Below are 20,928 nucleotides of genomic sequence, written 5' to 3'. Positions count from 1 at the left end.
TAACAATTACCATTTGAAATGAGAGGGGATACGCGACATGAAAAATGATCAGCAAGTCGATGCACAAGCAATCCTTGAAAAGTATGATAAGGAAAATCAATTTCGTACTCAAATTGGAAAATGGGCGTGGGTCGTAACATTTCTCGGCGTCGCGTTAACAATCTTTCATTTGTACACAGGGTATTCGGGAACACTTCCAACGCAGAAACAAGGTGCCATTCATCTAGGCACGGCACTCGGAATTGTTTTTCTCTTATATCCAGCCAAAAAAGCCTGGATGAACACGCAGAAAACCGTTCCTTGGTATGACCTCATCCTCGCCTTTACCGCGATGTATGTGGCGTACCATAAAATAATTTTCTTTGATTCTATTTTACAAAGTCGAATCTCGGGCTATAGCATGCCCGATGTCTTTATTTCAATCCTAGGCATCCTTCTCGTCCTTGAAGCGACGAGAAGGACTGTCGGGTTGCCAATTGTAATCGTGGCGAGTACGGCTATTTTGTATGCTGTTTTTGGAAATTATATTCCAACGCAAATTTTATCGCATCCTGGATTTTCGGTTGAACGACTAGCACCGAATCTCTGGTTCCAAGAAAGTGGTGTTTTTGGAACACCGATTCAAATTTCAGCAAAGTTTATTTATCTCTTTTTATTTTTCGGGGTTATATTAGTTCACACCCCTATTGGCAAGTTCTTTAATGATATCGCTTTTGCATTGACTGGCCGTTATACCGGTGGAACAGCGAAGGCGGCAGTTGTAGCGAGTGCACTACAAGGAACAGTCTCTGGTAGTTCAGTAGGGAACACAGTTGCATCTGGATCATTTACTATTCCAATGATGAAGAAAGCAGGCTTTACGCCAGAATTTGCGGGTGCTACCGAAGCTTCTGCATCAACAGGCGGTCAAATAATGCCGCCGATGATGGGGGCCGCGGCTTTTATCATGATGGAGTATTTGGGCGTTTCTTACGCAACGATCATGTTGGCAGCGCTCGTGCCGGCAATCCTTTATTTCACAGGTATATTTATCGGAACACATTTTGAAGCGAAAAGACTTAAAATATATGGAATGCCAAAAGATAAATTACCTATATTCAAGGATTTAATGATAAAAAACGGCTATATGCTGATTCCATTAGTCGTTATCATTGGAACAATCATGATTGGGTATACGCCACAACGTGCGGCGTTATACGGAATTCTTTCGGCTTTTCTGGTGGCCTATGTGCGAAAAGAATCACGAATGAATATCCGCGAAATTGTTAATGTATTGGAACAAGGCGCGAGAGTTGCGCTTCCAGTCATTGCAGCTGTTGCAACTGCGGGAGTCATAGCAGGAGTTGTTAGTATTACTGGGTTAGGCTCTAAATTTGCAGCAGGGGTTATTGCATTATCTAGCGGACATCTTATCTTTGCGCTATTCTTCACGATGATTGCATGTATCGTTCTTGGCATGGGTCTTCCAACGACAGCAAATTACGTAGTAACAGCGACGATTGCAGCGCCTGTGCTTATTAATGAGTTTGCGGTCGCGCCGCTAGCTGCGCATATGTTTGTTTTCTATTTTGGAATTGTTGCAGACATTACGCCGCCTGTTTGTTTAGCGGCATATGCGGGAGCTGGAATTGCGAAAGGAAATCCATTTAAAACTGGGGTCACCGCTGTTAAATTAGCCATTGCGGCGTTCATTATCCCATATATATTTATCTACAATCCAATTCTGGTACTTGTCGATGCGACGCCGCTTAAATTATTACTTGCTGTAACAACAGCAATTTTAGGCATGATAGGTGTGAGTAGTGCAGTTATTGGTTACTTTGCACGAAGTTCAAGAATCTGGGAACGAGTCGCTTTATTTGGCGGGGGTCTAATGTTAATTGTTCCTGAATTGATGACCAGTGCAATTGGATTCGTTTTACTAGCTGCAATTTGGTTTATCCAATCAAGAAGACCTGATGAAGCTAAAGACCAATTAGAATCGAGTGCCATAACCGTTTAAGATGTGAAGCTAATCCATGGTGGGTTAGCTTTTTCTTCGTCAAAAATAAACGATTGGAGGATCGTTATATGAATCAAAGTGGAGTGTTATCAGGAATGGAAGCGTATATTGGTAAAACGCCTAAATCACTTGAATTTTCAAAGTCCTCTAAGAAAGTCATGCCAGGCGGCGTAACCGCAAATATTAAGTTTTTCGAACCGTATCCGACAGTTATGGCAAAAGGATCGGGTGTTTATCTGACAGACATTGATGGAAATGAATACGTAGATTATCTTCTGTCTTATGGTGCATTGATGACAGGGCATGGTCATCCGAAGGTATTGAAAGCGATTCAAGAACAAATTTCAGAAGATGGAACTTTATTGTTCGGTACACCGCATCGTTTAGAAGTGAAAATGGGGCAGAAAATCCAACAGCTATATCCGAGTATGGAAAAAATACGCTATACAAATTCTGGTACTGAAGCAACATTGCTTTCGATTCGTCTGGCCTATGCGTATACAGGGAAATATAAAATCGCTAAATTCGAAGGTCATTACCACGGCGGGTTTGATCAAGTATTATTAAGTATTAATCCACCCGTAAATGTAGCAGGCCCTGCTAATAATCCAATTGCAATATTCGAATCTAAAGGTGTAGATCCTCATCATTTGGAACACACGATTATTTTACCATTTAATGATCTGGAAGCAACACGAGAAATTCTAATGATTGAGAAAGGTGAAATTGCAGCCGTAATCATAGAGCCGATTCAAGGCGGATTCATTCCTGCGGAAAAGAACTTTATGGAAGAGTTACGAAAATTAACAACCGAATTAGGGATTCTGCTAATTTTTGACGAAGTTAAAACGGGTTTCCGCGTTAGTCTAGGAGGAGCTCAAGAACTGTACGGAATCAAACCAGATATCACGACATTGGGAAAAGTGGTCGGCGGCGGTTTTCCATTCGGCATTGTTGGCGGAACAAAAGAAGTCATGGAAATTAGCGTACCGTCCGCGGCATCGGATGTTTTTGATAATAGTCAGAGTAAAGGTTCAAGTGCCCAAGATGTCCTATTCCATAGCGGCACGTATAATGGCCATCCAACGATACTGGCTGCAGGACTTGCTACCATTGATTTATTGGAAGATGAAATACAGCATGTTTTTACCATGACGGAGAAATTAAAAATAGGAATCAACCAATTATTCGCTTCAAAAGGAATTGATTCGCAAACGATTGGGTTGGGATCTATATTCAATATAGTTCTAACAGATAGGGAACAAATCCGGAATTACCGCGATTTACAGCAGTCCAATTTCGGCTTGCGAAAAGAAATCGATTATCATTTATTATCGCTAGGTGTGTACACAAAACCGCTCAATCGCTATAGTTTATCAACCGTTCATGGTGAAAGGGAAATTGATCGAACGCTTGAGGCATATGAAACGACTTTGAATCGATTATTTTAATTGATAACGGATTATTTATGGTGTGATTTAAACGTACCGTAAATAATCCGTTTTATTATGTCTGGCCGCGCTCGAAATCCTCCCTTAGTTGCACAAATTCCGCGCTTTAGATGAAATCATTTCCCGGGTATTAGAATTCCGCGTATTAGCATTCGAACTCCTTCCTCGGTCGCATGAAGTACGCTTCTCACCCCCAAAACACACTAGGTAAAAAAACTTGTTCCAATTTCAGTAATAAAGTAGTATAATGAATGGATTGTATTTTTTGAAATGAGGCAAAGAAATGAAAAAATCAATTTATGGTTTAACACCAGAGCAGTTATCTGAATGGTTAATTGAACACGGTCAAAAACGATTTCGTGCTGAACAAATCTGGGACTGGCTTTATAAAAAACGTGTAACTAATTTTAGTGATATGAAAAACATAAATAAAGAATGCATCGAGCAATTGGAAGAGCATTTCGTCATTCAAACATTGGAACAGACTGTCAAGCAGGAGTCTGCTGACGGAACGATTAAGTTCTTATTTAAAATGCAGGATGGTAACTTGATCGAAACGGTTTTGATGAAATTTCCATATGGTTATTCAGTTTGTGTCACAACACAAGTCGGTTGTAATATTGGCTGTAGTTTCTGTGCCAGTGGGCTGCTCAAAAAAAGCCGCGATTTAGTTGGCGGTGAAATTGTCGAGCAGATTATGAAAGTACAACAACATCTTGATGCAAAAGAGTTAAATGAACGTGTCAGTCATATTGTCGTTATGGGGATTGGCGAACCTTTCGATAATTACACGAACTTGATGGATTTCTTGCGTGTTGTAAATGCGCAAAAAGGTCTTGGAATTGGCGCGCGTCATATTACCGTTTCAACAAGTGGACTAGCACATAAAATTAGAGACTTTGCGGATGAAAATCTACAAGTGAATTTGGCTGTTTCATTGCATGCGCCGAATGATGAGCTTCGTACAAGCATCATGAAGATCAACCGTGCATTCCCGATTGATAAATTAATGGCATCGATTGATTATTACTTGGAAACGACAAATCGTCGAATCACATTCGAATATATTTTATTGAATGATGTCAATGATCATGTTGAAGAAGCGAAACAACTGGCAAGATTGCTGTCCAATAAACGTCATTTGTCCTATGTGAACTTGATTCCTTATAATCCAGTTGATGAACATGGACAATATAGTCGAAGTACGCCGGAAGCGATTAAGTCATTCTACGAAACATTAAAGAATGCAGGAATAAATTGCGGTGTCCGTCATGAACAAGGAACCGATATCGATGCGGCTTGCGGTCAATTAAGAAGTAAACAAATTAAAAAAACAAAAGCTGTTTAATTCACTAACCGATACATCAAGTATAAGTAAAAACTTGAGTATCGGTTTTTCATTATCATAAATCTTATTTTTGTGAACAATTGAAGTAGGACTAAATCTAATACTTTGTTATCATATAGATAGAAGGGTAAAAGGAGGTAAGTTTTATGAAGATGCGAGTTATCATTTTCCTATCTCTGATTTTATTATTATCGGCTTGCACGAAAAAAGAAGAAAAAGAAATTACGCCGATTGATAGATTAGGGGAGTATGTCGATTTATGGAGTAAGGCTGAATTCAATAAAATGTACGATGATTATCTTGTAGAAGTTTCCAAAGAGGCATTTGGCAAGGAACAGTTCGTTGACCGAACCGAATTACTATATAAGGATTTGGGAATCAAGGACGTCGTAATTGAATTTGAAAAGCCTGAAGTCAAACCCGAAAAAGAGGAAGAGGTTTTTAATAAGGAAGAAAGTTATACGTACCCCGTTCAGATTAAAATGGAAACAATCGCAGGTACTATAGAGTTTGAAAAGAATGTTGTTTTGAAAAACGAAGTGCGTGATGAGGTAGATAACTGGTATATCGAATGGGATCCATCATTTATACTCCCAGATTTGATGAAACAGGACAAAGTTGGCGTTTCGACGATTCGATCCAATCGCGGGGAAATCTTTGATAGAAATGATAGAGCAATTGCGATAAACGGTTCCGGTATTGAAGTAGGTATTGTGCCTGAACAATTTGATGTAGATGCGGACGCAGAAAAACTGGCCAAATTGCTCGGAACAACTTCCGACTTTATCGTAAAGCAATTAAACCAAAGCTGGGTTAAACCGGATCAATTCGTTCCCATAAAGAACTTAGCATTCACACAAGAAGCAATTTACGATGAAGCAAAACAAATACCTGGTATATTATCGCGTAAAGCCGAACTAAGAGAATATCCATACGTTCATGCATTATCTCATCTGATCGGCTATGTTGGTCGTATTAATGCGGATGAATTAGAAAAGCTCAAAGATGAGGGATACACAGAGTCAGACCTTGTTGGTAAGCGCGGATTAGAACAACTCCTAGAGGAACGGCTTCGCGGAGAAGACGGCGTTATAATTTATATAGAAAAAACGGACCATAATGGCGAAAGGATTACAATTGCCGAAAAGCCTGCAGTAGACGGGGAAAAAATTACATTAACGATTGATGCGGACCTGCAAAAGGCTACGTTTGAAGCAATGAACCATGAACCGGGAACCGCTGCAGTCATCGATCCGAAAACAGGAGAAACACTCGTTTTGGCAAGTTCGCCCGCATTTGATCCAAATGAATTTGCGATAGGTGTCAGTGCAACCCGTTATAACGAATTGACCGAGGATCCTAATCAGCCGATGCTAAATAGATTTGCGGCAACCTATGCACCTGGATCTGCTATAAAACCTGTTACAGCAGCAATTGGTTTGGCGGCTGGGACGCTTGAACCTGGAAAAGGACATACAATAAACGATAATAAATGGCAAAAGGATAGCTCTTGGGGAAATTTCAAAGTATCGAGATTATACAGTCCACCAAATCCAGTCGATTTGCAAAAAGCGCTTGTTTACTCAGATAATATCTATTTTGCAATGGAAGCATTGGCCATGGGAAGAGACAAATTCCTTGAGGGCTTCACTAATTTCGGCTTTGGCGAAGAAATTCCTTTCAGCTATCCACTTCGCAAGTCACAAATCTCCAATGATGGAAAGATTGCATCTGAAGGACAGCTTGCAGATACATCATTTGGACAAGGTCAAATGTTAATGAATATCGTCCATTTAGCCTCAAGTTATGCACCAATTATCAATGATGGGAAGATGTTCAAACCGATTCTATTTGCCGATGAGCCAAAAAGTGAAGTATGGAAAGAGGGACTTATTTCTCCTGAAAATGCGGCAATACTGCGAACGGATTTAAGGGACGTCGTAGTTGATGGTTCTGCTAAAGACGCTAATCTTCCTTCAATTAAAATTTCGGGCAAAACGGGTACAGCAGAACTAAAATCGTCACAAGACGAATCAGGTAAAGAAAATGGTTTCTTTGTCGCTTACCCGACAGATGACATGTCTTATATTATTGCAATGATGATTGAAGGCGTAGAAGATCAGGGCGGTAGTACACATGTCGTAAAAAAAGTTGCCAAAGTAATGTCAAAATAAGAAGAACAGTTAAGTAGTAAATTCCATTTTAACGATGAGAATTTGCTGCTTTTTTTTGAGTTTAATGTGTAAAAGTAAGCCGAAGTGGGAACAACAAGTACAGAGGAGGTAGATAAAATGAAGAAAATAACTCTTTTTATCGCATTGTTAGCACTATCATTAGTTATTGTGGCTTGTGGAACTACTAAGAAAGACGATAATCAAACACAAGATAAACAAACTGTTGAAGATACTAACGATGATGTAACAAATGGAACTGATGGAAATGCAGGAACTGATGGAACGGATGGAACAGATGATACGGACGAAAATACTGGAACAAACACAAATGAAACAAATGCTGGTGATGAAGATGAACTTGCCAAAATGGATGAACTTGATTATGAAGAATTTAGCCTTGAAATCGAATATGGAAATCAAGATGAATATGAAGCAGAACTTGAAAAAAACATGAATAACACGGTCGAAGCGAAAATTGAGGATTCAATAAATGGGGTAGAGAAAAATGGAACTGAGGCTTTTAATGAACTTTACCCGTTAGTGGAAAGTTTGACGATTAACCAAGAGACAGGTAAAGAAGAAGCCATTAAGGAAATACTCGAAGTTTTTAATATGAATAATGATTACAGTAAATTCGAAGTGGAAATCAAGTTTAAAGATGGAACAAAAATCGAATTTGAAGATAAAAAGTAAAAAGGGACTGCTTATCACCCATCTTTGGGGATAGGCAGTTTTTTGTGTGGTCGAAAATTATTTTTATATGATTTCCTGCGGGAAAATTAATTTATTATTTCCTACGGGAAGATTATTTGAATAATTCCCTTTCTTTTTTCTTGAATGTATAGTAAGATGTTAATTATTCATCCATTCGTATAAATATACATACATTAATTTAGAAACTATATAGGGGAAATGACAAATGAGAAAAAAGCGCATCGTTGTAAAAATCGGAAGCAGTTCTTTAACGAATGATCGAGGTGAGATTGATCAAGAGAAATTTACTGATCATGTGAATGCACTCGCGGAACTTAGACGAGCAGGACACGAAGTGCTGTTGGTGTCATCGGGAGCAGTGGCTGCTGGTTTTGGAAGATTGGGGTATAGCGCAAGACCGATTACGCTGAAGGGAAGACAAGCGGCTGCGGCTGTCGGTCAAAGTTTATTGATACAATCGTATATCGAAAAGTTCTCAAGGTTTTCAATTGTACCCGCACAGATACTACTGACACGGGATGATTTCACAAGTCGCGATCGTTATAAAAATGCATATGCAACACTTACAGAATTACTGGAGCGCCGTATTTTGCCGATAATTAATGAAAACGACACAGTTTCCGTCAGGGAATTGACTTTCGGTGATAACGATATGTTGTCGGCATTAGTCAGTGGCTTCATCCGAGCGGATCAATTAATTATATTAACGGATGTCAATGGTCTTTATACTGGAAATCCTCATGTAGATGCAAATGCTGAAAAAATTGAAACCCTCAATGAAATAACGGATGAAATGTTATCCTTTGCAAAAGATTCAGGTTCGAGTGTCGGAACAGGCGGCATGCAATCGAAATTATTAGCAGCGAAAACGGCCCTTTCAGTTGGGGTTCCCGTTTTTATAGGCAAAGGGTATGGGGAAAATAAGTTGTTGGAAATCATGGAAGGTGCGGGGGACGGGACTTATATTTCAAACCATGTTCGTAATTCAATCAATATTAGTCAGCAATGGATCGCGATGCACTCGGAGGCAACGGGTAAACTCTTTGTCGATAAAGGTGCTGAAGAAGCCATATTATACAAAAGTAAAAATTTACTGCCAGCTGGAATTTATGAAGTAAAAGGAAATTTCCATCGTGGAGATATCGTAGAAGTGTTTGGGCTCAATGGGTTAATTGGAAAAGGAGAAGTAACTTATTCGTCGAATGATTTAATAAAAATGATGGGAAAGAAAAGTAAAGAACAGACGAAACGTGCAAGTTCAACGCCAGTCGAAGTAATTCATCGTGAAAAATGGGTCAGCATATAAAAGGGGGAATTTAAGATGGGTGAGGTAGCAATCTTAAGTGAAGTTCATTTGAAAGGTAAAAAAGCAAAAGAAGTTAGTTCGGAACTAATCGGAATATCTACAGAAAGAAAAAATGAGGCACTCAATTTAATTGCCAATCAATTGGTTTTTGATACTGACTTCTTGTTGGCCGAAAATGAAAAGGATTTAACTCTTGGTAAAGAAAAAGGTCTTACAGATGAAGTGCTAGATCGTATAATGCTTTCAAATGAGCGTGTTAAAGCAATGGCCGATGGGATAAAGTTATTGGTGCAATTACAGGATCCTGTCGGGGAAGTCATTGAATCCATAACGAAAGACAATGGATTACTCATTAATAAGAAACGTGTTCCAATTGGCGTTATTGGAATGATATATGAAGCGCGTCCAAATGTGACTGTTGATGCAGCGACATTGGCGTTAAAAACTGGAAATGCAGTCATTTTAAGAGGGAGTTCTTCAGCAAAGTTTTCGAATCAAGCGCTCATACTATCAATCCACAAGGCGCTTGAAAAAAGTGTCATTCCGGTAGACGCAGTTCAGTTAATAGAAGATACAAGTCATGAAACAGCGAAAGAGCTCTTTCAATTGAATGAGTACCTTGATGTGTTAATCCCTCGAGGCGGGAAAAAGTTAATCGAGACTGTTGTGAAACAATCGACTGTTCCGGTTTTGGAAACGGGTGCGGGGAATTGCCATTTGTATATAGACGAAACTGCTGAAGTAGAAATGGCTATCAAGATTGGGCTGAATGCGAAAGTTCAACGCCCATCCGTATGTAATGCGATCGAGACGATAGTCATTCATGAAAAATGGTTTGCTGAACATGGTGAAAAAATTATTCAAGCACTCCATGAAAATGATGTTAAGATTTTCGGGGATCAGACAGTATCCGATCTATTTTCATTCACGGAAAAGATCACAGAGGAAGATTGGTACACAGAATATCTTGGGCTTGCAGTTGGCGTGAAAGTTGTTGGAACTATTAATGAGGCTATTGATCATATTAATAAGTACGGAACGGGTCATTCTGAATCAATTATTACGAGTAATAAAAATCATGCAACACTTTTTCTGGCTAAAGTAGATGCAGCCGCGGTGTATCACAATGCCTCGACGCGTTTTACTGATGGATTTGAATTTGGCTACGGTGCGGAAATCGGGATTAGTACACAAAAGCTACATGCAAGAGGGCCGATGGGACTTCAAGCGCTTACTTCGAGCAAGTTTGTGATTCAAGGGAATGGGCAAATTCGCGAATAATTTTTGATAATATATTCAACTTCTTTACGTTATTTTAACTTTCCATCGTTATTCTAAATATACTGGAAAATTGTTTTTATCCAGAAACTATTTGGAGGTAAATTAGATGGATAAATTAAGAAGTATAATGTATTTACTCGTGATCACGCTATTGCTGACAGGTTGCATATCCATTCCTACAGGGGATGGCGGAAAAATGAAGCTCAGTAAAGATGGCGTGGAGATAGAAGGAAAAGACGGTGAAAAATCGAGTATTGATCTTGATACTGATGAGGGTGGACTCTCCATTACGACAGGCGATGAAGGGGAAGAATCTGGTGTAACAGTAAATATGGGATCTCATGCTGAGGTTCCGGATGAGTTTCCGCAGGATATTTCACTACCCACAAATGAGTTTTTAGTCATGTCCGGCACATCGCCAAAAGATAAGGATGATGGATACAGTCGAAATTCGATTACGTTATCCTATCAAATAGAAGATGATGATTTTGTAGAGAGTGTGGAAATGTATGACAAATATTTAGTGGAAAATGGATTTGAGGTTGAGAGAATTGAGATTGGACCGACAATGCACACGTTGATGGGAACAAAAGGCGAGAATTCATTGACTATTAGTGTTATTGCCGACGAAGAATCATATCTACTGCAATTTATGTATTTTTATGAGTGAAATAAAATACTGAGTACATGAAAGAGGTTCATTATTCATGTACTCGTTTTTTATTAGTACCCCGATTTCACTATACCAGGGAAAATATGCGATTTCCCAGTATCGCAGCGGCATCCATATAGGTGTAAGGTCCCGACTTGCAAGCAAAATCTTTTGAGTGCAAGCAAATGATATCCGAATGCAAGCAAGACACTCCGAAGTGCAATCAAACCGCACCCGAGTGCAAGGAAAACACTCCGAAGTGCAAGCAAAATATACGAACTACTACATTATACAAAAAGAGTTCCCCTTTTAACATCACTTCATCAATTCTTGAATATCCGTTATCATTTCATCCACGTAAGTTGCATCTACAAAGTTATATTCCTTTACGAAATGTCCATCTTTACCGATTAAGTAAAAGTTTGAACTATGAATGACTTGAGTTGAGGAGACTGGTTTTTGCACGATGGTTTGAAATTGATCTCTAGCGAAAACTTCTATCTCGGATTGTGTATACCCAGTCAACAAATTCCAGTTCGATAAGTCAGCACTGAAGTCTGTAATAAATGATTTTAATTTTTCGGGCGTATCAATCGCCGGATCAACTGTAAATGAAACGAATTCAACATTGAAATCTTTCTCTTTGAGAATATGCTGTAGTGAAGCCATTTCAGCGGTCATCGGTTGACAAATTGTTGTGCAGTTTGTGAATATGAAATTAGCGACCCAAACTGTATTTGACAACTCATTCGTTCCAAATGCTTGTCCTTCTTGATTGGTAAACGTAAACGGTTCGATTTTTCGTTCTTCTTGATGTTTAGGTGTACATGCGAGAAGAAGTAGGGAACAACAAAGCACTTGAATGATTAATATAAGTTTACTCATTGAAATCCTCTTCTTTCCACTTTGGCAATTGAATTAAAACGTTCGTCCCTTCGGAATAGCTACTTTGTATTTTAAATGTACCGTTATGCAATCGAACGATTTCTTTCACGATGGAAAGGCCTAGTCCAGTGCCGCCGGTTGCACGGTTTCTTGCTTTATCGGTACGGAAGAAACGTTCTCCTATCCGATTTATATCTTCTTCATCTATGGGTGTCCCTTGATTGATCACTGAAAATTTAACGAAATTATCATCTTCCACCAAGTTGATTTTGATTGTATTGTTTTCTGTTGAATATTTGACGGCATTATCTAAAACATTGTAGAAAACTTGTTGGATCCGCCCTGGATCGCCCATGATGATTAAATCTTCTCGGATAGTTAACTCGAGCTTCAACTTTTTTCTGGAAACATGAATCATAAATAACTCTAGCGTGTCACTTAATAATTGAGCAATCGCGATTGGCTCTGATTCGATAGAATAAAAATCTTCTTGTAAATGATTTAATTCATTCAAGTCATTAATGAGTTTGTTTAATCGTTCCGCTTCATTTTCAATCGTCATCAAGTAGCTCTCGGCTTCTTCAGGTGATGTATAAATTTTATGTTTTAACGCCTGTGTATAGCCGGTGATATAGGTGAGCGGGGTGCGCAATTCATGAACAATATTAGAAGTGAATTCTTTTTTGCGCATCTCTTGTTGACCGAGCGAATAGCTCATTTTATTAAATGCTTTTGTTAATTGACCGACCTCATCATCTGAAGTGAATTCTAGGTATTTAGAATATTGTCCTTCTGACACTTCTACGGCTTGTCGTTGAAGCTTTTTTAATGGATTGAATATCGATGTCCAAAACCGATTGACGATTAAAAAGAGAATGAAGAAAAATAGTGATCCAATTACTAATAGAATTGGAATACTATCGTGAAACACGTCTTGAATTGCTGCAAGCGGTACATATATATAAATAAAACCAATCAGACTGTCTTCGCCCTTGATAGGGAAAATAGCACCAATAATTTCTCGGTCCAATTCCTCGACAAATCCTTCTTTCAAAACGTATTTACCATTTTCTAACGATGCTAAATCTTGTTGATCAACTAGCGTTTCGTAATTGATTTTATATGGAAAGTAAGAAGAAAGATCGTCGAGTTTATCGACGACAATTATTTCGTATTCAGAAACGATGTTATACCATTGAATCTTTTCGATAATTTCATCGCTTAATTCCCCATAATGATAATGAGACGCCGTTCTTTGCCCTTGGTAGATGATGGACTCTTCAATACTAGCCAAGTACAAATTCGAATATAAATAATGAATGAAGAAAAAAGAAAAAAGTATTGTAAATCCAACACTTGATAGTAAAAGGGCGAGTATTTTTTTACTGAATGTCAATCTGGATTTTTTCATTAATCACACCTCTAATTTATACCCGACGCCCCATACAGTTTCAATCACACTTGCATATTCACCCAGTTTTAAGCGCAATGTTTTAATATGTGTATCGACGGTGCGGTCCGTGCTTTTATGATTTTCATCCCAAATAAGTTCCAGCAGTTGTTCTCTTGTGTACACGCGCCCTCTATTTGTTAAAAACAATTGCAGCAGCCCAAATTCTTTCAGGGTCAGTGAAAGGGTCTTGCCATCGACTGTTGCAGTATGCGCTGCAGAGTCAACAACAAAAGGTCCGACTTTCAACAAATGTTGTGCATTGGAACTTTGGTATGTGCGCCTTAGAACTGATTCAACTCGGGCGACTAATTCCGCAGGAAGGAAAGGTTTGACGATATAATCGTCTCCACCAAGCTTGAGACCTTTTACTCTGTCCCATTCATCGCCTTTAGCTGATAAGAAAATAATCGGAATGGATGAACTGCGTTTTACTTCTTCTGCAAATAGGAAACCATCCATATAGGGCATCATCACATCGACGATTAATAAGTCGGGTGAAGTTGTTTGTATTTGATCTAAAGCATGAACGCCGTCCGTAGCCTCGACAACATGGTATTGTTCGGCTTCTAAAAATGTGCGAACGAGTTCTCTCATTTGACTTTCATCATCAACAATCATTATTGTATAACCATTCATACAAAACACCTCATTTTCGATAAATATCTTTAATTCTATTTTCGGATGAAATTATGAAGTTCATGTGAAATGAAAGGTGATTTCACATAAAGTTCGAAGTCTTTATTTATAATTATACTGGATATAAAAGTAATGCGTAATTAAATAGAACGAGGGGGATACAAGTTGAAAAGAAAGCTCGGCTTATTAATACTTATAGTTCTGCTTGGAGTGATGACTGCTTGTGGTAAAAAAGATGAAGTTCCGACAGAAGTAAAAGCACCTGAAATTTTGGAAGTTGAACTTACTGTTTCTGAAACGGCAGATGTTGACGAACCCGTTGAAATGAAGGCATTTGTCACGCAAGGCGATGAGGAAATTGAAGATGCTGACGAGGTTGTATTTGAAGTATGGGAAGAAGGAAAGAAATCAGATAGTGAAATGATTGATTCTAATAATGAAAAAGCCGGCATTTACACAGCTGAAAAGTCATTTGATCATGATGGATTATTCCACGTGCAAGTGCATGTAACTGCAAATGGACTTCATACGATGCCATTGAAAGAAGTTGTTGTAGGAGATGGCGGCAATTATGATGAACAAGCGGAACCCGATCACCATTATCATACCGAAGGATTTTCAATGGAATTTACGACGCCAGAAGAAGTAGCTGCGAATAGTGATGAAAAGTTAGTTGTTCAGATCAAGTTAGATAATGAACCTTATGAAAACTTAAGGGTCCGATATGAAATTTGGAGCGATTTATCTGAAAAACACGAGTGGGTAAAAGACGTGAAAGAAATTCAAGCTGGCGAATATGTAGCCGACCATATATTTAAAGAAGCAGGCACTTATCACGTTCAAATCCACGTGGAAGATGATAAAGACTTACATGAACATGTTGAGCACGAAATAGTCGTTAAGTAAATAGGGGGAACTCTTTCGATATTGCAGTCGAGAGAGTTCTTTTTTTCTCTGAAATTAACATAAACATATTTGCAATTAATTTTTAATATGATATAAATAGTAGTGCAAGCCTAATTCCTACTAAGTTAGTATGAATAGTATGTTTATAAAAGGAGTTTTGAAATGGGACGTGAATTCATTGACATATTTGATGAATGGATTGATTCGTACGATGCTTCAGTAGCAGGGGAGGACCCCGAATATCGGGATGTGTTTGTGGGCTATAACGAAATATTGGCTGATGTTGCAAAAAAATCATTCGGAACAGTTCTTGAGTTTGGAACCGGAACAGGAAACTTAACCGCTAAATTAGTAGATAAGGGATTGACAGTTATTGGCATCGAACCAAATGATGCAATGCGCCAACTGACTAGCGAAAGATTTCCGACGCTAAAAATTATAGACGGTGATTTACTAGATTTTGAAGTAGATGGTTTATCAATCGATACAATCGTTAGCACCTATGTATTCCATCATTTAACGGATGTAGAAAAAGGAGTCGCGCTAAAAAAGTATGCTGAGTTGTTAGAAGAAAACGGAAAAGTTGTTTTTGCAGATACGATGTTTATTACCGAAGAAACGAAGCAAGCGCAAATTTCCAAGGAACGGTCACGCGGTTTTCATAATGTGGCAGATGATTTAGAACGCGAATATTACACAACTGTACCCGTGTTGATGGATTTATTTATGAAGGCGGGATTTGATGTCGCCTGTAAGCAAATGAATGATTATGCTTGGATCATAAACGCGACGAAGAAAACGAAAAGTAAACACTAAGGGGAGATAAATCATGGAAAAATTAAATGTTGAAAGTTTCAATTTAGATCATACGAAAGTAGCTGCGCCATATGTGCGTTTGGCGGGTACAAAAAGAGGGGCATTAGGTGACGAGATTTATAAATATGATCTCAGGTTTACACAACCAAATACATCGTTCATGAAAATGGATGCGCTCCATTCGATTGAACATATCATGGCGGAGAATATTCGAAATCACACGGATCAAGTTGTAGATCTGAGTCCGATGGGATGCCAAACGGGATTCTATTTAACGGTGATTAATCACGACAATTACGATGATATTTTATCAATTTTAGAAAAAACATTACATGACGTTCTTGCGGCAACGGAAGTGCCAGCGTGCAACGTCGTTCAATGCGGATGGGCTGCAAATCACAGTTTGGAAGGCGCAAAGGAACTTGCGAAAAATATGCTTGCAAAAAAAGATGAATGGCACCAAGTGTATAAAGAGGAAAAGTAATGAATGTTTATAGCAGTGTGCATGAGCTAATCGGAAATACACCGATTGTTGAAATCAACCAACTTCCTATCCCGAATAATTGCCGTATCTTTGCCAAGCTAGAGTATTTAAATCCGGGTGGAAGTGTGAAAGACCGGTTAGGGATTTCTCTCATTGAGGATGCCGAGAGGTCGGGTGCTCTAGGGCCCGGCGGAACGATAATCGAACCCACTGCTGGAAATACGGGGATTGGTCTAGCGCTTGCGGCAATCGGAAAAGGATACTACGTGAAATTTGTTGTTCCGGAAAAGTTTAGTGTGGAAAAACAAATATTAATGCGAGCACTTGGCGCTGAAATAATCAATACGAAAACTGAATTAGGGATGACAGGCGCGATTGAAAAAGCCCGTGAACTTGCTATGAAAATACCTGGAGCTTATTCGCCGTCACAGTTTTCCAATCCAGCTAACCCTGCGACTTATGTGAAAACACTTGGACCTGAATTATGGAATGATTTAGATGGACAAATTGATATCTTCGTTGCGGGAGCAGGAACCGGGGGGACATTCATGGGAACTGCCCAGTATTTAAAGGAGCAAAATCCACTTGTGAAAACAGTTGTGGTCGAACCAGAAGGCTCGATTTTAAATGGCGGCATAGCAGGGCCCCATGTTACCGAAGGAATTGGCATGGAATTTATCCCCGAGTATATGGATCAAACCTATTTCAACGAGATTCATACAGTAAGCGACGAAGAAGCGTTTACACAATTACGTGCATTAGCAAAGTACGAAGGGTTACTCGTTGGAAGTTCTTCTGGGGCTGCATTTTGCGGAGCATTACGGGAAGCAGAATCTGCGAAAGAAGGCAGCCACATCGTAACTATATTTCCAGACTCGAGCGAACGTTATTTAAGTCAACATATCTATGAATTGTTCAGGAGGAGCGAATAAATTGCGAGCAAAAACGAAGTTAATTCACGGTGGAATCGTAGGGGATGAAACGACGGGTGCTGTTTCAACTCCGATATATCAGGTGAGCACGTATAAACAACAATCGGTAGGCGTTTTTAACGGTTATGAGTATTCCCGTACCGGCAATCCAACGCGTCATGCATTGGAGGTATTAATAAGTGATCTAGAAGGCGGTAAATCCGGGTTTGCATTTGGATCTGGAATGGCGGCAATAAGTTCGGTCATGATGCTGTTTAGTAAAGGTGATCATATCGTCTTAACGGACGATGTATACGGCGGGACTTACCGTGTCATGACAAAAGTATTGAATCGCTTCGGCATCTCCTCGACATTTGTCGATTCAAGTGATATCGCAGAAGTTAAAGCAGCAATTGAACCAAACACGAAAGCGATATTTTTGGAATCGCCAACGAACCCTTTGCTGAAAGTGACGGATATTGAAGCAGTTGCTAAACTCGGTAAGGAAAAAGGATTGCTAACGATTGTCGACAATACATTTATGACGCCTTATTTCCAACAACCCATTGCGCAAGGGGCAGATATCGTGTTGCATAGTGCAACAAAATATATCGGCGGACATAGCGATGTCATAGCGGGGCTTGTCGTTGTTGCAACCGATGAACTAGCTGGGGAACTGCACTTCATTCAAAACTCAGTCGGAGCTATTCTTGGCCCGCAGGATTCATGGTTGTTAATTCGCGGGATTAAAACGCTCGGGCTTCGTATGGAAGAACATAATGAAAATGCATTAAAGATTGCAAAGTTTTTAGTCGCGCATGACGCAATTGGAAAAGTGTATTATCCAGGATTAAATGATCATCCAGGTTATGCATTAATGACGAAACAAGCGTCGGGGTTCGGCGGAATGATTTCATTTGATGTCGGAAGTGAAGAAATAGCGGATGAGCTACTAGCAAAATTACGTTACTTTACACTGGCTGAAAGTTTGGGGGCCGTTGAAAGTTTAATTTCAATTCCAGCAAGAATGACACATGCATCGATTCCACGAGATCGTAGACTGGAATTAGGAATTACAGACGGATTGGTTCGTATTTCTGTGGGTATTGAGGATGTTGAGGATTTACTGGAAGACTTGGAACAGGCATTGGCATAAAAGTATGACTGATAAAAAGATTGGCCACGCAGAGAATGCAAAGGCCCATCTTTTTTATATGAAATTAATTCAATAAACTTGAGTAGTATTTTTTAATATATGATTTCGATCTATTATTTTTTTTAATAAGATAGTCATTTTAGCGCGCTCTTCCATATTAATTTGATACAATTAGCTCAACAGATATTGCAATTGCGAAGGAGTCACTAAAATGGCAGAACACTATTTCCACTTAACAACGAATTGGCCGGGTTTAAGGAATGATATAGGAACAATTGACGCGGGAAATTTGAAAACAGAAGTATCGATTCCGCCAGAAATGGATGGACCCGGGGTTGGAACGAATCCAGATGAATTGCTTTTAGGCGCTGCGGCGACTTGTTATATTATTACACTGGCTGCGATGATGGAGCGAAGTAATCTGGAGAAAGAGGCATTGACGATGGAATCAGTTGGCGTTGTCGATGTGACGAATGGCGTCATTACATATAAAAAGATCATTCATAAACCGCATATCGTGCTAAAAGCGGATGCAATGGAAAAAGACGAATCACTCGCGCTTCGACTTGCAGAAAAAGCAGAAACATCTTGCATGATTAGCCGAGCCATTCAAGGCAATGTTGAAATAGAATTACAAGCTGTTATTAGGACTGGGGATAAATAAAAAGCATGCGCGCACTTTAAAAAAGAAGTGCACGCATGCTTTTATTCTGTTTTGATCTGATCCACCCGACCCGCATACCATGTATAAAAATTTCTTGCCATTTCCAGCGGCACGTCATCGACACCCGAATAATGAAATGGTTTTGCATGGTTAACCGTTACGACTGAGGCAAGCCCAAGTATTTGTTGAATCTTGCTCCGTCTTACACTTATTTCAATTATTTTTGTGCGCTTAGAAATGAATACAGACGTTTCAAAGCTTCCGGTTTTGAATTGGATGAATTCTTCATTCAACGTATAGCGAGTATTAAAGTAATTGAGCAATCTTGAAGCAATAATAACTAATAATAAGATGATTGAAATAATCCACCATGCTTGTTTAAAATCCCAAATTGGCGGTTTGAAATAAAATAACGCCAACATAGAAATAATCCAGAACCAACTTGGTTTTAGCATTCGAATCCAAAATGATTTTCTCGGTAGCCGCTTCATCGTTTGCATCACTTCATAAGAAGGCAAGATTTCATGGATCATTTCGTACGCCCGTGCAATAGGCAAGAATGGATAAAGTGAGTTTGGTTCAAGCATCCCTTCGCCAACACCACCGGCACTTATCACTTTAATTTCCGCAAGTCCGAGCACTCGTTTAATCGCGGATTGCCTGATTTCAATTGCTTGTACATTATCCTTTGTTATCGTAAAAGCCGATTCATGAAGCACACCTTTGGTGATGTAAATTCTCTCGTCATCGGATGCAATTTCATACTTCCCGTATTTTATATACGTCCTAGCAATTCCAATAATGATTGAAACAATGATAAGTAAAATAACGATGATTACAGTCGTGAAACTAGACTCGAGAATCCTCGAAAAAATTCCTTCAGCCTTTTTTTCGAACCATTCAAATTTCTGGACTTTGGAAAAAATTGATCCGACAATTGGGATTAATAGTAGAAAACTAAAAGATGTAAATGAAGCTTTAAAAATATCTTTTTTTGTTGGCGTAAAATGAATAATCCGGTCTGATTTCGTCTCGACTTCAGAGTAATCATCCATGATTTCAGTAGTAGTCTCGATTTCGTATTCAACTTGGTTTATGAGGTCTTCGATATGATCAGCTTCTTCAATCGTAATAACCACGAATTCAACTGCAGCATCGGAACCTGCTATGCCAGTCTCAAGTGTCAACGATGTTAATTTAAACAATCTATGAATGAAAGAAGTTTGACGTTGTACATTTTGCACTTTTGTAAATGGAACAATGCGTTCATTTTTAATAAAAAGCCCATGGTAAATTTGAAATGACTCATTAACAATTTCATATTTATCAACAAACCAGTCCAGAATAATTTTTATTACGGCTAGCGCCAAGAATAGAAGAAAAGCGATTCTTCCGTATGAATAAAGAGGTGATGACAATGCGAATGAAAATATGAAAAAGACAAAGATGGCAAAACTATTTTTTAATAGTACCCATAAGTTCATAACAATGAGGAATGGATGATATCGTTTGATGTCGTTCATTCGTCAACTTCCTTTATTTTAGCGTAATGGGCAATTCGGTTTCTTAACTCGATGGCAATATCATTTGGTAGTGCAGGAATTCTATGTGAAGATCCCATTGTTTCGATAGTCAGCGAGTATAACCGATACTTTCTAAGGATTGGACCTTGGTTTGTAGAAACAGATTGGATTTTTGTCATAGGCACAAGTTGATGTTCCTCATTAAAAGCTCCAAACTTTAATTGTAAAAACTCTTCGTTGGCAGCATACCGCCAATTTTTATAAAGCAAAAAAGGTTTAATGAAGACTGACCAGATGCCAGAGAGTGCTATTAACGAAGTGAAACCAATAATCACCAAACCAATCCATTCATACCAAGAAAATCGATAATCTAAGTATAATAGAACTGAAAAAACGGCAAGCCAAATAGCATAATTAATCACTCCACTAATAATCCAAACCTTAATCGCGTCTTTGGATAATCGACCTTCTGGTGCATGAATTTGCGAATACATCAAACCACCCCTACGAATCAATTAATAACATCTTAATATACGATGTTACCACAATATAGTTTCATTGAAAAA

At 38.9% G+C, this 20,928-nt stretch carries 19 protein-coding genes; 14 read left to right on the top strand and 5 right to left on the bottom strand.

Annotation, left to right across the window (positions count from 1 at the left end; all coding sequences use genetic code 11):
- The first annotated feature begins 37 nt into the window (after positions 1-37).
- The 8 genes from JSQ81_RS04530 (at position 38) to JSQ81_RS04495 (ending at position 10,946) form a co-directional block, all read left to right on the top strand.
- Positions 38-2,002, top strand: a complete 1,965-nt coding sequence (locus tag JSQ81_RS04530) for a TRAP transporter permease (protein WP_212606537.1) — start codon at positions 38-40, stop codon at positions 2,000-2,002.
- Between the two features lie 68 nt (positions 2,003-2,070).
- The gene (locus tag JSQ81_RS04525) at positions 2,071-3,453 is read left to right on the top strand and encodes an aspartate aminotransferase family protein (RefSeq protein ID WP_212606536.1); all 1,383 of its coding nucleotides are present in this window, start codon (positions 2,071-2,073) and stop codon (positions 3,451-3,453) included.
- 283 nt (positions 3,454-3,736) lie between these two features.
- The gene (gene rlmN / locus JSQ81_RS04520) at positions 3,737-4,801 is read left to right on the top strand and encodes a dual-specificity RNA methyltransferase RlmN (RefSeq protein ID WP_212606535.1); all 1,065 of its coding nucleotides are present in this window, start codon (positions 3,737-3,739) and stop codon (positions 4,799-4,801) included.
- A gap of 146 nt (positions 4,802-4,947) precedes the next feature.
- A complete protein-coding gene (locus JSQ81_RS04515; RefSeq protein WP_249336633.1) occupies positions 4,948-6,975 on the top strand; it encodes a penicillin-binding transpeptidase domain-containing protein in 2,028 nt (675 codons plus the stop codon).
- Positions 6,976-7,092: 117 nt separating this feature from the next.
- Positions 7,093-7,668 carry a YusW family protein gene (locus JSQ81_RS04510; protein WP_212606534.1) on the top strand — a complete coding sequence of 192 codons (576 nt, stop codon included), beginning with the start codon at positions 7,093-7,095 and terminating at the stop codon, positions 7,666-7,668.
- Between the two features lie 226 nt (positions 7,669-7,894).
- Positions 7,895-8,995 (top strand): glutamate 5-kinase, encoded by a 1,101-nt coding sequence (gene proB / locus JSQ81_RS04505; RefSeq protein WP_212606533.1) that lies wholly within the window; start codon positions 7,895-7,897, stop codon positions 8,993-8,995.
- 15 nt (positions 8,996-9,010) lie between these two features.
- Positions 9,011-10,276: a glutamate-5-semialdehyde dehydrogenase gene (locus tag JSQ81_RS04500; protein ID WP_212606532.1), complete on the top strand. Its 1,266-nt coding sequence runs from the start codon at positions 9,011-9,013 to the stop codon at positions 10,274-10,276.
- Positions 10,277-10,382: 106 nt separating this feature from the next.
- Positions 10,383-10,946: a hypothetical protein gene (locus JSQ81_RS04495; RefSeq protein ID WP_212606531.1), complete on the top strand. Its 564-nt coding sequence runs from the start codon at positions 10,383-10,385 to the stop codon at positions 10,944-10,946.
- A 297-nt stretch (positions 10,947-11,243) separates the two neighbouring features.
- Here JSQ81_RS04495 and JSQ81_RS04490 read toward each other — a convergent pair whose 3' ends face one another.
- Genes JSQ81_RS04490 through JSQ81_RS04480 form a run of 3 tightly spaced genes read right to left on the bottom strand, consistent with a single transcriptional unit; the run spans position 11,244 to position 13,902 of the window.
- Positions 11,244-11,813, bottom strand: coding sequence for an SCO family protein (locus JSQ81_RS04490; protein WP_212606530.1), 570 nt, complete (start codon positions 11,811-11,813; stop codon positions 11,244-11,246).
- Positions 11,806-13,224, bottom strand: a complete 1,419-nt coding sequence (locus JSQ81_RS04485) for a sensor histidine kinase (RefSeq protein WP_212606529.1) — start codon at positions 13,222-13,224, stop codon at positions 11,806-11,808. The genes JSQ81_RS04490 and JSQ81_RS04485 overlap by 8 nt, the downstream gene beginning before the upstream one ends.
- Before the next feature lie 3 nt (positions 13,225-13,227).
- Positions 13,228-13,902 (bottom strand): response regulator transcription factor, encoded by a 675-nt coding sequence (locus JSQ81_RS04480; protein ID WP_212606528.1) that lies wholly within the window; start codon positions 13,900-13,902, stop codon positions 13,228-13,230.
- A gap of 165 nt (positions 13,903-14,067) precedes the next feature.
- Here JSQ81_RS04480 and JSQ81_RS04475 point away from each other — a divergent pair, with 165 nt between their 5' ends.
- From JSQ81_RS04475 to JSQ81_RS04450, 6 genes are all read left to right on the top strand, one after another.
- Positions 14,068-14,808: a FixH family protein gene (locus JSQ81_RS04475; RefSeq protein WP_212606527.1), complete on the top strand. Its 741-nt coding sequence runs from the start codon at positions 14,068-14,070 to the stop codon at positions 14,806-14,808.
- A gap of 162 nt (positions 14,809-14,970) precedes the next feature.
- Positions 14,971-15,624, top strand: a complete 654-nt coding sequence (locus tag JSQ81_RS04470) for a class I SAM-dependent methyltransferase (protein ID WP_212606526.1) — start codon at positions 14,971-14,973, stop codon at positions 15,622-15,624.
- A gap of 13 nt (positions 15,625-15,637) precedes the next feature.
- On the top strand, positions 15,638-16,108 hold the full coding sequence (locus tag JSQ81_RS04465) for an S-ribosylhomocysteine lyase (protein ID WP_212606525.1): 471 nt from the start codon (positions 15,638-15,640) through the stop codon (positions 16,106-16,108).
- Positions 16,108-17,040, top strand: a complete 933-nt coding sequence (locus JSQ81_RS04460) for a PLP-dependent cysteine synthase family protein (RefSeq protein WP_212606524.1) — start codon at positions 16,108-16,110, stop codon at positions 17,038-17,040. The genes JSQ81_RS04465 and JSQ81_RS04460 overlap by 1 nt, the downstream gene beginning before the upstream one ends.
- A gap of 1 nt (position 17,041) precedes the next feature.
- Positions 17,042-18,175 (top strand): bifunctional cystathionine gamma-lyase/homocysteine desulfhydrase, encoded by a 1,134-nt coding sequence (locus JSQ81_RS04455; protein ID WP_249336632.1) that lies wholly within the window; start codon positions 17,042-17,044, stop codon positions 18,173-18,175.
- Between the two features lie 211 nt (positions 18,176-18,386).
- Positions 18,387-18,839, top strand: a complete 453-nt coding sequence (locus tag JSQ81_RS04450; RefSeq protein ID WP_212606522.1) for an OsmC family protein — start codon at positions 18,387-18,389, stop codon at positions 18,837-18,839.
- 41 nt (positions 18,840-18,880) lie between these two features.
- Here JSQ81_RS04450 and JSQ81_RS04445 read toward each other — a convergent pair whose 3' ends face one another.
- Together JSQ81_RS04445 and JSQ81_RS04440 are read right to left on the bottom strand one after the other, a co-directional pair.
- Positions 18,881-20,362, bottom strand: a complete 1,482-nt coding sequence (locus JSQ81_RS04445; protein WP_212606521.1) for a PH domain-containing protein — start codon at positions 20,360-20,362, stop codon at positions 18,881-18,883.
- Positions 20,359-20,856: a PH domain-containing protein gene (locus JSQ81_RS04440; protein WP_212606520.1), complete on the bottom strand. Its 498-nt coding sequence runs from the start codon at positions 20,854-20,856 to the stop codon at positions 20,359-20,361. Before JSQ81_RS04440 ends, JSQ81_RS04445 begins: the two co-directional genes overlap by 4 nt.
- Positions 20,857-20,928 lie beyond the last annotated feature (72 nt).

The organism is Sporosarcina sp. Marseille-Q4063, assembly GCF_018309085.1.
GTDB lineage: Bacteria > Bacillota > Bacilli > Bacillales_A > Planococcaceae > Sporosarcina.
Note: the sequence above shows the minus strand (reverse complement) of the source record. Positions and strands in the feature narration are given on the sequence as shown.

Excerpts from the sequence above, each read along its gene's own strand:
- JSQ81_RS04460 (WP_212606524.1), top strand. The coding sequence starts at position 16,108 with ATGAATGTTTATAGCAGTGTGCATGAGCTAATCGGAAATACACCGATT.
- JSQ81_RS04525 (WP_212606536.1), top strand. The coding sequence starts at position 2,071 with ATGAATCAAAGTGGAGTGTTATCAGGAATGGAAGCGTATATTGGTAAA.
- JSQ81_RS04515 (WP_249336633.1), top strand. The coding sequence starts at position 4,948 with ATGAAGATGCGAGTTATCATTTTCCTATCTCTGATTTTATTATTATCG.
- JSQ81_RS04490 (WP_212606530.1), bottom strand. The coding sequence starts at position 11,813 with ATGAGTAAACTTATATTAATCATTCAAGTGCTTTGTTGTTCCCTACTT.
- JSQ81_RS04450 (WP_212606522.1), top strand. The coding sequence starts at position 18,387 with ATGGCAGAACACTATTTCCACTTAACAACGAATTGGCCGGGTTTAAGG.
- JSQ81_RS04495 (WP_212606531.1), top strand. The coding sequence starts at position 10,383 with ATGGATAAATTAAGAAGTATAATGTATTTACTCGTGATCACGCTATTG.
- JSQ81_RS04510 (WP_212606534.1), top strand. The coding sequence starts at position 7,093 with ATGAAGAAAATAACTCTTTTTATCGCATTGTTAGCACTATCATTAGTT.
- JSQ81_RS04465 (WP_212606525.1), top strand. The coding sequence starts at position 15,638 with ATGGAAAAATTAAATGTTGAAAGTTTCAATTTAGATCATACGAAAGTA.
- rlmN (WP_212606535.1), top strand. The coding sequence starts at position 3,737 with ATGAAAAAATCAATTTATGGTTTAACACCAGAGCAGTTATCTGAATGG.
- proB (WP_212606533.1), top strand. The coding sequence starts at position 7,895 with ATGAGAAAAAAGCGCATCGTTGTAAAAATCGGAAGCAGTTCTTTAACG.
- JSQ81_RS04445 (WP_212606521.1), bottom strand. The coding sequence starts at position 20,362 with ATGAACGACATCAAACGATATCATCCATTCCTCATTGTTATGAACTTA.
- JSQ81_RS04470 (WP_212606526.1), top strand. The coding sequence starts at position 14,971 with ATGGGACGTGAATTCATTGACATATTTGATGAATGGATTGATTCGTAC.
- JSQ81_RS04500 (WP_212606532.1), top strand. The coding sequence starts at position 9,011 with ATGGGTGAGGTAGCAATCTTAAGTGAAGTTCATTTGAAAGGTAAAAAA.
- JSQ81_RS04530 (WP_212606537.1), top strand. The coding sequence starts at position 38 with ATGAAAAATGATCAGCAAGTCGATGCACAAGCAATCCTTGAAAAGTAT.
- JSQ81_RS04440 (WP_212606520.1), bottom strand. The coding sequence starts at position 20,856 with ATGTATTCGCAAATTCATGCACCAGAAGGTCGATTATCCAAAGACGCG.
- JSQ81_RS04480 (WP_212606528.1), bottom strand. The coding sequence starts at position 13,902 with ATGAATGGTTATACAATAATGATTGTTGATGATGAAAGTCAAATGAGA.
- JSQ81_RS04485 (WP_212606529.1), bottom strand. The coding sequence starts at position 13,224 with ATGAAAAAATCCAGATTGACATTCAGTAAAAAAATACTCGCCCTTTTA.